The 11,048-nt window shown below is 73.5% G+C and carries 12 protein-coding genes; 7 read left to right on the top strand and 5 right to left on the bottom strand.

Annotated elements, in window-relative coordinates; all coding sequences use genetic code 11:
• Window positions 1-251: 251 nt before the first annotated feature.
• The 3 genes from HUW36_RS16020 to HUW36_RS16010 all read left to right on the top strand — a co-directional run bounded on the left by HUW36_RS16020 (window position 252) and on the right by HUW36_RS16010 (window position 3,387).
• Window positions 252-2,801 (top strand): ATP-dependent Clp protease ATP-binding subunit, encoded by a 2,550-nt coding sequence (locus HUW36_RS16020; RefSeq protein WP_174528907.1) that lies wholly within the window; start codon window positions 252-254, stop codon window positions 2,799-2,801.
• Window positions 2,802-2,863: 62 nt separating this feature from the next.
• The gene (locus HUW36_RS16015) at window positions 2,864-3,037 is read left to right on the top strand and encodes a hypothetical protein (RefSeq protein WP_174528906.1); all 174 of its coding nucleotides are present in this window, start codon (window positions 2,864-2,866) and stop codon (window positions 3,035-3,037) included.
• Window positions 3,037-3,387, top strand: a complete 351-nt coding sequence (locus HUW36_RS16010) for a DUF3140 domain-containing protein (RefSeq protein ID WP_091575288.1) — start codon at window positions 3,037-3,039, stop codon at window positions 3,385-3,387. Before HUW36_RS16015 ends, HUW36_RS16010 begins: the two co-directional genes overlap by 1 nt.
• A gap of 45 nt (window positions 3,388-3,432) precedes the next feature.
• On the opposite strand, the gene HUW36_RS16005 is transcribed toward HUW36_RS16010, so the two are convergent.
• From HUW36_RS16005 to HUW36_RS15995, 3 genes are read right to left on the bottom strand one after another with little or no spacing between them, the layout of a single operon-like run.
• On the bottom strand, window positions 3,433-3,669 hold the full coding sequence (locus HUW36_RS16005; protein WP_091575286.1) for a hypothetical protein: 237 nt from the start codon (window positions 3,667-3,669) through the stop codon (window positions 3,433-3,435).
• 20 nt (window positions 3,670-3,689) lie between these two features.
• On the bottom strand, window positions 3,690-4,676 hold the full coding sequence (locus tag HUW36_RS16000; protein WP_174528905.1) for a LysR family transcriptional regulator: 987 nt from the start codon (window positions 4,674-4,676) through the stop codon (window positions 3,690-3,692).
• 47 nt (window positions 4,677-4,723) lie between these two features.
• Window positions 4,724-5,341 carry a hemerythrin domain-containing protein gene (locus HUW36_RS15995; RefSeq protein WP_174528904.1) on the bottom strand — a complete coding sequence of 206 codons (618 nt, stop codon included), beginning with the start codon at window positions 5,339-5,341 and terminating at the stop codon, window positions 4,724-4,726.
• Window positions 5,342-5,457: 116 nt separating this feature from the next.
• Here HUW36_RS15995 and HUW36_RS15990 point away from each other — a divergent pair, with 116 nt between their 5' ends.
• Together HUW36_RS15990 and HUW36_RS15985 are read left to right on the top strand one after the other, a co-directional pair.
• The gene (locus HUW36_RS15990; RefSeq protein WP_174528903.1) at window positions 5,458-6,777 is read left to right on the top strand and encodes a M20/M25/M40 family metallo-hydrolase; all 1,320 of its coding nucleotides are present in this window, start codon (window positions 5,458-5,460) and stop codon (window positions 6,775-6,777) included.
• Window positions 6,778-6,837: 60 nt separating this feature from the next.
• Window positions 6,838-7,491 (top strand): hypothetical protein, encoded by a 654-nt coding sequence (locus tag HUW36_RS15985; protein ID WP_174528902.1) that lies wholly within the window; start codon window positions 6,838-6,840, stop codon window positions 7,489-7,491.
• A 53-nt stretch (window positions 7,492-7,544) separates the two neighbouring features.
• Here the strand turns inward: HUW36_RS15985 and HUW36_RS15980 are convergent, their stop codons facing one another.
• Together HUW36_RS15980 and HUW36_RS15975 are read right to left on the bottom strand one after the other, a co-directional pair.
• Window positions 7,545-7,736 carry a DUF5703 family protein gene (locus tag HUW36_RS15980; RefSeq protein ID WP_174528901.1) on the bottom strand — a complete coding sequence of 64 codons (192 nt, stop codon included), beginning with the start codon at window positions 7,734-7,736 and terminating at the stop codon, window positions 7,545-7,547.
• Window positions 7,737-7,839: 103 nt separating this feature from the next.
• A complete protein-coding gene (locus HUW36_RS15975; RefSeq protein WP_174528900.1) occupies window positions 7,840-8,811 on the bottom strand; it encodes an aldo/keto reductase in 972 nt (323 codons plus the stop codon).
• Between the two features lie 164 nt (window positions 8,812-8,975).
• On the opposite strand from HUW36_RS15975, the gene HUW36_RS15970 reads away from it, so the two are divergent.
• Complete coding sequence (locus HUW36_RS15970; protein ID WP_091265972.1) at window positions 8,976-10,028, top strand: LLM class F420-dependent oxidoreductase; 1,053 nt, start codon at window positions 8,976-8,978, stop codon at window positions 10,026-10,028.
• Complete coding sequence (locus tag HUW36_RS15965; protein ID WP_091575266.1) at window positions 10,025-10,861, top strand: undecaprenyl-diphosphate phosphatase; 837 nt, start codon at window positions 10,025-10,027, stop codon at window positions 10,859-10,861. The genes HUW36_RS15970 and HUW36_RS15965 overlap by 4 nt, the downstream gene beginning before the upstream one ends.
• The last annotated feature ends 187 nt before the right edge of the window (window positions 10,862-11,048 follow it).

Here is an 11,048-nt window from a genome sequence, read left to right as displayed (position 1 = left end):
AGGCACCCCGGCGCCGGCCAGCGGGGCCAGCGCGTCGCGCAGCCGCACCGCCGCCCCGGCCCGGTCCCGCCACCAGCCGTCCGGCCGTGAGCCCACCACGTTCGCGCCGTCGACGACCAGCAGCGGTCTGCTCTCCATGACCCCACCCTGCCATCCGGTCGCGTTTGTCGCGCCGACCGCCGGGTAGCCACCGCCGACCGTGCCGCGCCCTGTCGCGTCCCGGCCGTGCCGACCGACTGCGGAGGACGAAGATGATGGGACCCGGTGACTTCGGCAACGACCCGTGGGACGAGTTCCTGGCCCGCTACTTCGGCCGGGGCGAAGGGGGACGCCGACCGGCCCACCGGGTGGACATCACCCGACTGATGACCGCCGACGCGCGGGAGATGCTGGCCGACGCGGCCCGACGGGCCGCCCAGAAGCACAGCAACGACCTGGACACCGACCACCTGCTGTGGGCGGCGTTGCAGCGCGAGCCGCTGCGGGACCTGGTGCGCCGCGCCGGCGCCGACCCGGACGCCCTGGTCAACGCGCTGGGTGGACGCGGCGACGGCGCGCCCCGGGGCGAGGTGCCGCCCAACCTGTCGCTCACCCCGGCGGCCAAGCGGGCGCTGCTGGACGCCCACCAGCTCTCCCGGGCCATGGGCGCGAACTACATCGGACCCGAGCACATCCTGATGGCCCTGCCGTTGAACCCCGAGTCGCCGGCCGGCCGGATGCTCGCCGCCGGCCGGATCCAGCCCGAGTCGTTGCAGGCGGCCAGCGCCGAGCGCGGCGCGGCCAACGGCCCCCGCCCCGACCGGGGCACCCCCACCCTCGACCAGTACGGGCAGGACCTCACCGAGCTGGCCCGGATGGACCAGATCGACCCGGTGATCGGCCGCGCCGACGAGATCGAGCAGGCGGTGGAGATCCTGTCCCGGCGGACCAAGAACAACCCGGTGCTCATCGGCGAGGCCGGGGTCGGCAAGACCGCGATCGTGGAGGGGCTGGCCGAGCGGATCTGCGACGGCGACGTGCCGCAGACACTGATCGGCAAGCGCGTCATCCAGCTCGACCTGTCCGGCCTGGTGGCCGGCACCCGATACCGGGGCGACTTCGAGGAACGCCTGAAGAAGGTGATCGACGAGATCCGCGCCCACCGCGACGAGCTGATCATCTTCCTGGACGAGATCCACACCCTGGTCGGGGCCGGCGGCGCCGGCAGCGAGGGCGGGATGGACGCGTCCAACATGCTCAAGCCGGCGCTCGCCCGCGGTGAGCTGCGGGTGATCGGCGCGACCACGCTGGACGAGTACCGGCGCAGCATCGAGAAGGACGCCGCCCTGGCCCGGCGGTTCCAGCCGGTGCTCGTACCCGAGCCGAGCGTCGAGGACACGGTGGCCATCCTGCGCGGCCTGCGCGACCGCTACGAGGCCCACCACCAGGTCCGGTTCACCGACGAGGCGCTCGTCGCCGCCGGGGAGCTGTCCGACCGGTACGTCACCGACCGGTTCCTGCCGGACAAGGCGATCGACCTGATCGACCAGGCCGGCGCCCGGGTCCGGCTGCGCACCCGGACCCCCGCCTCCGACGTGCGCGAGCTGGAACAGCAGCTCGACGAGGTACGCCGGGACAAGGAGCAGGCGGTCTCCGACGAGCAGTACGAGCGGGCCTCCTCGCTGCGCGACCGGCTCGCCGAGCTGGAGGACCAGATCCGCCGCGCCCGCGGCGACGAGGGCCCCAACCAGGTGCCCGAGGTCGGGCCGAAGGAGATCGCCGAGGTGGTCTCCCGGGCCACCGGCATCCCGGTCAACCAGCTCACCGAGGAGGAACGCGACCGGCTGCTGCGCCTGGAGGGACACCTGCACGAGAAGGTGATCGGCCAGGACGACGCGGTCAGCGCGGTGGCCGAGGCGGTGCGCCGCTCGCGTACCGGCCTGGCCGACCCGGAGCGGCCGATGGGCAGCTTCCTGTTCCTCGGCCCCACCGGCGTCGGCAAGACCGAGCTGGCCCGGGCGCTCGCCGAGGCGCTGTTCGGCGAGGCGGACCGGATGGTCCGGGTGGACATGAGCGAGTTCCAGGAGCGGCACACGGTCAGCCGGCTGGTCGGCGCCCCGCCCGGATACGTCGGCTACGAGGAGGCCGGCCAGCTCACCGAGGCGGTCCGCCGGCGTCCGTACGCGGTGGTGCTGCTGGACGAGATCGAGAAGGCGCACCCTGATGTGTTCAACATCCTGCTCCAGGTGCTCGACGACGGCCGGCTCACCGACAGCCAGGGCCGGACCGTGAACTTCAAGAACACCGTCCTGATCATGACGAGCAACCTCGGGTCGGAGCTGATCACCGGCACCCAGCGCACCGTCGGCTTCGCCACCGGCGAGCCCGGCGAGCAGGAGTCCACCGAGCTGCGGGAACGGCTGATGCGCCGGTTGCAGGAGAACTTCCGACCGGAGTTCCTCAACCGGATCGACGAGGTCATCATCTTCCAGCGCCTGGAGGCCGAGCAGCTGCGCCAGATCACCGGCCTGCTGCTGGAGGAGACCCGCCGCCGGATGCACGCCCAGGACATCCAGGTCGAGTTCTCCACCGCCGGCGTCGACTGGCTCGCCGAGCACGGCTACCAGCCGGAGTTCGGCGCCCGCCCGCTGCGCCGGGTGATCCAGCGCGAGGTCGACAACCGGCTGTCCCGGATGCTGCTGGAGAACGAGATCTCACCGGGGCAGAAGGTCACCGTGGACACCCGGGACGACCAGCTCGTCTTCGAGGTGTCCGCCGGTGAGCGCGGCTACACGGCCGCCACCACGTCCCACCCCCGGTGAGGGGGGACGGCCCATCCCCGACGGGCCGGCGCGGCCCGTCGCCGACGGATCGGAGGGCGGACATGACCGAACCCGAGGAGACCCGGGAGGACCCCGCGGCCGGCGAACCGATCACGGTGGCCCCGACGGCCAACCCGTCCCGGGTCAGGGTGCCGCCGGAGGGCCTGACACAGCAGAGACCGGAGGGCGAGGGCGAGCCGGAGGTGTCCGGGCCGTCGCCGGGAGAGGAGGCGTGATGGTACGCGAGGCGCGACTCGACCCCGAGGTCGAGGTGATCTGGGACGACTTCCACGCCGAGGTGAACGTTCCCTCCGAGCAGCTGCGGCAGTGGCTGCTGACCCGCGGGTCGGGGGAGGAGGCGTTCGGCCCGGACCCGGACCTGGACCTGCCCGAACCGGGCCGGCAGATCCTCGCCGTGCTGCGCAAACGCAAGGTGGACCTGACCCCGGAGGACATCGAGGTGATGCGCGACGCGATCACCCGGATCCGGGAACTCAGCGAGCAGAAGCCGCGCCGGGGCAACGCCGACGACGAGTGGCGGCACGCGCTGCTCGACCTGGGCCACGACGTGCTCGTCGAACGCTGAGCGGAACGGCGGTGCCCGGGCGGACGGCCGCCCGGGCACCGGCGTCTACTCCGACTCCAGGCTGGGCAGCAGCAGGCCGGCCGCGTCCGCCGCGGCCTGCCGGTCCGCGCGGGCCCGCTCCTCGCGGCTGAGCAGGTTGGCGTACTCGGTGACGTCGGCCGGGTCGGGCACCTCCGGCAGCCGGCGCAGGAACGCCTCCACGTCGGCGGCGGCGGCGGTGTGCGCGGTGGCCGCCTGGCGCAGCAGCTCCCGCTCGTCGGCGGCCGGATACAGATCAGTCATGCCGGCGGTGATACCCGCGATCAGGCGGTTCGCACCCCGCCCGCCCCGGTCGACTGCACCCCGAAGTCCGGATGGGCCAGCAGCCAGGTCAGATAGTCCGGGTGGTGGGCCAGCGCGTCGGTGTACGCCGCCACCGCGCTCTCCAGCACCGGCTCCGCCACCGCCGCGGCGGGCGCGTCCGGGTGCCAGCCGAACAGCAGCCGCCAGCGCAGCGGCGTACCGGCCAGCCGGCGGGTGACCAGGCCGGCGACCGGGCGGAAGGTGGCCTGGCACAGCGCCACCGCCTCGCCCGCGTCCACCAGGTCCAGGGCGGCCCGCACGTCCGCCTCGTAGACCTTGCGCGGGGTGAAACCGGCGCGGGAGCAGGCGGCGGCGAAGCAGTCGCCGAAGCAGCCGTCGCCCGGCGCGGCCACCCACTGCTCCCGGCGCAGGTCGACCAGGTCGATCTCGCCCCGGCCGGCCAGCGGGTGGGTCTGCGGCAGCAGCACGAAGACCGGGTCGACGGCCACCTCCCGCCAGCTCAACCCGAACACCGCCGACGGCACCGCGTCGCCGCAGACGCCGGTCAGCGCGAAGTCGAGCCGGCCGCCGGCGACCATCTGCGCGAGTTCGTCCACCGACCACGAGGCGTACATGGTGATCTGCACGTCCGGACGCTCGGCGGCGAGCCGGTGCACCAGGCGGCCCAGGATCGGGCTGTTCACCCCACCGAACCGGTAGCGGCGCAGCGGGTCACCCGCGCCGGCCAGCCGCGCCGCCTCGTCCTGCAGGCCCTTCATCGCCGGCAGCAGCACCCGCGCCCGGTCCAGCACCAGCTCGCCCAGCGCGGTGGGCCGGGCGCCGCGTCGGTCCCGCTCGAACAGCGGGCCGCCGAGCGCCCGCTCGATCCGCTGGAGCTGGGCGGTCAGCGCCGGCTGGGCCAGGCCGAGCGTGGAGGCGGCCTTGGTGACGCTTCCCGTCTCCGCGATCGCGCATACCACGCGCAGGTGTCGCAGCTCCAGATTCATAGGGTGACGGTAGGACCACGAACCGGTGTGCGGAAGGGGCGATCGGCTCAGGCGTCGCGGCGATGCTCCAGGTCGGCCAGCCGGGTACGCCGACCGCTCACCGCGTCGCGCACCTTGTCCAGCACGCCCACCGCCGGCTCGACGATCTTGTTCCAGGGCGGGGTGGCCGGCGTGCCCGGGTGCGGCCGGGTCGGCGCGGCCTCCTCGGCGATCTCCCACCGGTTGCCCAGCCGGATCAGCTCGGCGTCGCTGGCCACCTCCCGCAGTGGCGTGACCAGGGCGGCGACGCGGCTGACGTGCCGGCGCACCCGCTCGGCGACGTCGGCCACCGCCGGGTCGTCCGGACCGGACAGTGCCTTCAACGCGGTGAGCAGGGCCGCGTCGGCCTCGATCTCCCGGGCGACCAGTTCCTCGCTCTCCGGCACCGCGGCGCGGGCCGCCGGGAACAGGTACTGCTCCTCGGCGGACAGGTGCCGGGACACCGCGGCGGTGAGCACGTCGAGCACCCCGCGGCGGCCGGCCGCGTCCAGCGTCGGGTCGGTGACCTGGTCGGCCAGCCCGAGCAGGGCGCGGTGCTCGGCGTCCACGAGGTCGGCCAGGCTCCGCCCACCCGGCCGGTACGCGTCGTCGGCGGCCGGCGGCAGCGGCGGCAGGGGGACGGTCATGGTGCCCTCCTCGGGACGGCGGGAATCGATGTTCGGCGTTACCCGGACGCGCCTGGCGCGAAACCGGTCCGCACCGCGCCGGCCGTCGGCCCCCGCCCGGCTGGTATAAGGAAGCGATGACGACCTCCGCCCGACCCGAGCCCACCGACGAGGTCGTGGACCTCTGCCGCGACCTGCTGCGCATCGACACCACCAACACCGGGGACAACGACACCAGCGCGGGGGAGCGGCGCGCCGCGGAGTACGTCGCGGAGAAGCTCGCCGAGGTCGGTGTGGACGCCGAGATCCACGAGTCCGCGCCCGGGCGGGCCAACCTGGTCGCCCGGATCGCCGGCACCGAACCCGGCCGCGACGCGCTGCTGGTGCACGGCCACCTCGACGTGGTGCCCGCCGACCCGGACGAGTGGTCGGTGCACCCGTTCTCCGGCGAGGTTCGCGACGGCTACCTGTGGGGCCGCGGCGCGATCGACATGAAGGACTTCGACGCGATGGTGCTGGCCGTGGTGCGCGACTGGCAGCGCACCGGCGTACGCCCCCGGCGCGACGTCGTGCTCGCGTTCACCGCCGACGAGGAGGCCGGCAGCGACTACGGCGCGCACTTCCTCACCCAGCGCCACCGCGACCTGTTCGACGGCTGCACCGAGGCGATCGGCGAGGTCGGCGGCTTCTCCTACTCGGTCGACGAGCAGCGCCGCCTCTACCTGATCGAGACCGCCGAGAAGGGCATCGACTGGCTGCGCCTGCACGCCCGGGGACGGCCCGGCCACGGCTCGATGGTGCACGACGACAACGCGGTGACCGCGCTCGCCGAGGCGGTCGCCCGGATCGGCCGGCACCGCTTCCCGGTGGTGATGACCGACACCGTACGGGCGTTCCTGGCCGAGGTCTCCGACGTGCTCGGCATCGAGATCGACCCGGACGATCCGGAGACGGCGATCGCCAAGCTCGGCCCGATCGCCAACATCATCGGCGCCACCATCCGCAACACCGCCAACCCGACCCGGCTCGCCGCCGGCTACAAGGACAACGTCATCCCCGGCCGGGCCACCGCCACCATCGACTGCCGCAGCCTGCCCGGGCAGAGCGAGGAGCTGGAGCGGCAGCTGCGCGAGCTGGTCGGGCCGGACATCGCCATCGAGTACGTCCAGCGCCAGCCCGCCCTGGAGACCACGTTCGACGGCGATCTGGTGGCGCAGATGTCGGAGGCGCTGCGCGCCGAGGACCCGGGCGCCCACCCGGTGCCGTACATGCTCTCCGGCGGCACCGACGCCAAGGCGTTCTCCCAGCTCGGCATCCGCTGCTTCGGCTTCGCGCCGCTGCGGCTGCCCGCCGACCTCAATTTCTCCGGCCTGTTCCACGGCATCGACGAGCGGGTTCCGCTGGACGGACTACAGTTCGGCGTGCGGGTTCTCGACCGCTTCCTCCGCAACTGCTGACCGCGCCCGCCGCGGCGCGCCGGCGCGGAACCTGCCCCCATCGCGAAGGGACTGCCTCACATGACCGACCAGCACGGTGAGCTGGACGCCGCCCTCGAGCGGGTCATCGACGCCGCGCGCGCCCACCTGGCCGCCGTCCGGGCCGCCCAGGGCCGGATCGACGACGACGCCGTCTGGCAGGCGTACGTGGCGTTGAACAACGCCTCGTTCGCCTACGACGAGCAGCTGCTCGACGCGTTCGGCGAGGTGACGCCCTGGGACGTGGAGTCGATCGACCCGGACGAGGCCGACGAGCGCTTCGGCGCCGTGGAGGGCGGCGAGCCCACCGACCCGCACCCGCGGGTCATCTCGGTGCGGCAGCGCCGCGACTACCGGGTGCCGAGTGTCGCCGCGCTGCTGCGGGCGGCCGAGGCGGCCCGCCGGGAGGGCACCCCGGAGGAGGACGAGCCGGCGCCGGTCGAGGGCGTCGGGGAGGCGGTGCTGGAGCTGCTGCAGAGCGGCGACGGCTCGCTGTCCGCGCTCGACGTGCCGGAGCTGGAGTCGCTCGACGGCGTGGTCATGGTCAGCGAGGTCGGCACCCCGGTCGACCTGGAGTCGTTCGACGACGACGACCCGGTCGGCCCGTTCCAGCCGGCCGCCGACGACCGGCTGGTCGGCCGGCTCGACGAGCACCCGTTCCTGGAGTTCGACGAGGAGCACGACCACGCCCACTAGGCCGTGGCCGTCCCGGGGCCGCACCGCGCGACGCGGCCCCGGGACGAACCCCGTCAGTACGACAGGCCCGGCTGCGGCTGGTTCACCCGGCGGCGCCGCAGGATCACCTGTCGCGTGCCGTCCCGGTAGAGCCGCACCCGGGCCAACTCCCAGCCGGAGAACTCCGCCTGGATCGCCAGCTGCGCCGCGGCGGTCAGCCGATCGACGTTCGACGGCAACCGCAGCGGCGCGTATTCGTAGTCCATGCCCCCTATGCTGCCCAGCTCGCGGGCCCTCCGCCACCCCCTGGCGGTGACCCGGGTCGCCCCGGCCCGCGGCGGCCGCCGCACGCCTCGCGGCGGCCGCCGGTCAGCCGTCGCGCTCGGGATAGCCGAGCGGCAGGGCGGAGACGTCGTCCAGCGCGGTGACGATCTCGTCCGGCAGCGTCACCCGCTCCACCTGGAGGGCGCCGAGCAACTGCCCGACGGTGCGGGCGCCGAGGATCGGGGCGGTCACCCCCGGCCGGTCCCGGACCCAGGCCAGCGCCACCTCCAACGGCGACACGCCCAGGCCACCGGCCGCGATGGCCACCGCCTCGACGATGCTGGAGCAGCGCGGCTCCAGGTAGGTGGCCACGAAGCGCTCGAAGTGCGGCGACACCGCGCGGGAGTCCGCCGGGCGGCCGTTGCGGTACTTGCCGGTGAGCACCCCCCGGCCCAGCGGCGACCAGGGCAGCACGCCCAGCCCCATCCCGGCGCAGGCCGGCAGCACCTCGCGCTCCACGCCGCGCTCCAGCAGCGAGTACTCGACCTGGGCGGCGACCACCGGGGCGCGCCCCGGCCAGGCGGCCTGCCAGGCGGCGGCCCGGGCGGTCTGCCAGCCGGAGAAGTTCGACACGCCGACGTACCGGGCCTTCCCGCTGGACACCGCGTGGTCCAGCGCGGTCAGCGTCTCCTCCAGCGGCGTGTCCGGGTCGTACCCGTGGACCTGCCACAGGTCGACGTGGTCGGTGCCGAGGCGGCGCAGCGAGGCGTCCAGCGTGCGCAGCAGGTGCCCGCGCGACCCGTCGCGGCGGCGGCCGCTGCCCGGCCGCAATCCGGCCTTGGTGGCGATGAGCAGCTCGTCGCGGTCCACCAGGCTGCCCAGCAGGGAGCCGATCACCGACTCGGCGTCGCCGTCGGCGTACACGTCGGCGGTGTCGACGAGATTGCCGCCCGCGTCGAGGTAGCTCTTCAGCTGGGCCGCCGCGTCGTCGGCGTCGGTGTCCCGTCCCCAGGTCATGGTGCCGAGCGCGAGCCGCGAAACCGCCAGCCCGCTTCGGCCGAGCGGTCGCTGTTGCATGCGTGAACCTTATTTCGAAGCCGGCGTCACGGATATCCTCGCCGCAGTCAACTTCCCGCGCGACCTCGGACCGGTGTGACGTGTTCGGGGCGAGCCGGTCGTCAAGGGTGCCACCCTCATTGCGTAACCTGATGCGACCTGTGGTGCGGACGGTGGGAGGACCAGTGCGACTCGGGCTCAGCCTCGGATACCAGACGGCGTGGAGCACGCCGGCCGACCACCTGGCGCTCGCCCAGGAGGCGGACCGTCTCGGCTACTCGGTGGTGTGGGCCGCCGAGGCCTACGGCTCCGACTCGCCGAGCATGCTGGCCTGGATGGCGGGGCAGACGGAGCGGATCGACGTCGGTGCCGCGGTCATGCAGATCCCGGCCCGCACGCCGGCCATGACCGCGATGACCGCCGCGACCATCGACGCCCTCTCCGGCGGCCGGTTCCGCCTCGGCCTGGGCGTCTCCGGCCCGCAGGTCTCCGAGGGCTGGCACGGTGTCCGGTTCGCCAAGCCGCTGGCCCGCACCCGGGAGTACGTCGACATCGTCAAGCTCGCGGTCGCCCGCAAGGAGGTCGCGTACGACGGCGAGCACTACACGCTGCCGTTGCCCGACGGGCCGGGCAAGGCGCTGCGGCTGGGCTTCCACCCGCCGCGCGAGCACATCCCGATCTACCTGGCCGCGGTCGGCCCGAAGAACCTGGAGCTGGCCGGCGAGATCGCCGACGGCTGGCTGGCCGTCTTCTACGCCCCGGAGTTCGCCGAGGAGCAGCTCGCCTCGGTCCGGGCCGGGCGGGCGAAGGCCGGCAAGGAGCTGGCCGGGTTCGACGTGGTCCCGTCCGTGCCGGTGGTCGTCGGGGACGACATCGCCACCTGCGCCGAGCTGGTCCGCTGGTACGCCGCGCTCTACGTGGGCGGCATGGGCAGCCGGCAGCAGAACTTCTACAACCAGCTCGCCACCCGGATGGGCTACGGCGACGCCGCCCGCGAGGTACAGGACCTCTACCTGGCCAAACGGCAGCGCGACGCCGCCGCCGCGGTGCCGATGGAGTTCATCGACCGCACCTCGCTGCTCGGCCCGAAGGAGCGCATCGCCGAGCGGATGCGGGAGTACGCCGCCGCCGGCGTCACCACGCTGTCGGTGACGCTGTTCGTGGCCGACCGGGACAGCGGCGTGCAGACGCTGCGCACCGTCGCGGAGGCCCTCGACCTGTCCGGGGTCGGCGAGTGACCTGGGTCGAGGCCATCGTCCTGGGCATCGTCCAGGGGCTCACCGAGTTCCTGCCGGTGTCGTCGTCGGGGCACCTGCGGATCACCTCGGCGATCTTCTTCGGCCGGGACGCGGGCGCGTCGTTCACCGCGGTGACCCAGCTCGGCACCGAGGCCGCCGTGCTCATCTACTTCTTCAAGGACATCTGGCGGATCGTCCGCACCTGGTGCCTCGGCCTGGTCGACCGCTCGGTGCGCTCCAGCCTCGACTACCGGATGGGCTGGTACGTCATCGTCGGCACCATCCCGATCGGCATCCTGGGTCTGCTCTTCAAGGACCAGATCCGCACCGCCGGTCGGAACCTCTACCTGATCTCCTTCACGTTGATCTTCTTCGCCCTGGTGCTCGCCTTCGCCGAGTACTGGGGACGGCAGACCCGCACGCTGGAGAACTTCCGGATGCGTGACGGTGTGGCGATGGGTCTGGGTCAGGCCATGGCCCTCATCCCGGGTGTGTCCCGCTCCGGCGGCACCCTGACCGTCGGCCTGTTCCTCAACCTCACCCGGGAGACCGCGGCCCGGTACTCGTTCCTGCTGGCCATCCCCGCCGTGGTGATCTCCGGCGTGTTCAGCCTGCCGGACGTGTTCGAGCCCTCCGCGCCGGGCACCGCCGCGCCGAGCGTGGCGCAGATGGTGGTCGCGACGCTCATCGCGTTCGCCATCGGGTACGCGGCGATCGCCTGGCTGCTGCGCTACGTGGCCCACCACACGCTGTACGTCTTCGTGCTCTACCGGGTGGCGCTCGGCACTCTCGTCCTCTGCCTGCTGCTCACCGGCACGATCAGCGCCACCTGACCGCGCCCGGACACGACGAAGGCCGGCACCCCGCTCGGGGGTGCCGGCCTTCGTGTCGGTCTCAGCTGTTCCAGTGGGCGGCGACGATGTCGGCGGCCTGCTGCTCCCACTGGGCGTAGTGGTCGGGGTAGGCGGAGACCTGGACGGTCTGGGCGGCCTCGGTCAGCGGCATGTCCCGCCAGCCGTC

It is taken from the genome of Micromonospora maritima (assembly GCF_902825405.1).
Lineage (GTDB): Bacteria > Actinomycetota > Actinomycetes > Mycobacteriales > Micromonosporaceae > Micromonospora > Micromonospora maritima.
This window is presented reverse-complemented; position numbering and strand designations above follow the sequence as displayed.